The sequence below is a fragment of the Vibrio sp. 03_296 genome, assembly GCF_002265885.1.
The window spans coordinates 1-735 of sequence record NZ_NPKW01000411.1 but is presented as its reverse complement, the minus strand read 5'-3'; the positions used below and the strand labels follow the sequence as shown (position 1 = coordinate 735).

1 pseudogene is annotated in these 735 nt (G+C 44.5%); it reads right to left on the bottom strand.

Annotation, left to right across the window (positions count from 1 at the left end):
- A pseudogene (locus CIK04_RS25025) lies at positions 1 to 603 on the bottom strand (1-acylglycerol-3-phosphate O-acyltransferase); the annotation flags it as partial.
- Positions 604 to 735 lie beyond the last annotated feature (132 nt).

Sequence of the window (735 nt, the reverse complement as noted above, 5' to 3'; positions counted from 1 at the left end):
CAATCATTTCAGTGATGACGACCCCATTTTTCCAGCGATTGAGCGCAATTTTGTTGTGCGTGGTGCTGACACACATTGGAATAATAGGAACGCCAGCTTCTATCGCCATACGAAAGGCTCCCGTTTTAAAAGGGAGTAAGCCGCGGCCTTTACTACGAGTACCCTTCAGGATAGACCCATACAGACAAATTCCGCGTTTGAATGGCCTCTGCCACTTGCGCGATGGTATCGCGAGCTTTTGACTTATTTTCTCTATCGATCAAAATGTTACCGGTTATCCAGTACAACTGGCCAAAGAACGGTACCCACAATAKGCTTTTTTTGCCGATCGTCACCGTTCGAGGAGGCAACATCCCAGGCGAAGTGACAAAATCAAAAACACTTTGTATGATTGGAAACATAGACGGCATGACTATTTTGGTGAGCATGTTCAGCACCACGCTGAATCAAGGTCATTCCTACGATTTTATGCAGTTGATTAAACCAGCGACAAAACACATGCACGTGTTTGGGACTCCTGACTAAAAGGCAGTAGATCAGTGCGGCGAGTGTTGTGACAACCACAAAGATGGCGGCAAGTAGAATGCGAATGAATGCGAGCAAGRGGCCCCCTGATATGAGAAGATTTGCTCGCAGTCTACTAAAGTAATCGCTCTAATAAAGTGATTTGTTCACATTTTTGTAACGAAGGTAAAGGAATAAGAATTAGCGGACTATTAGTAAAACGATTGCTTA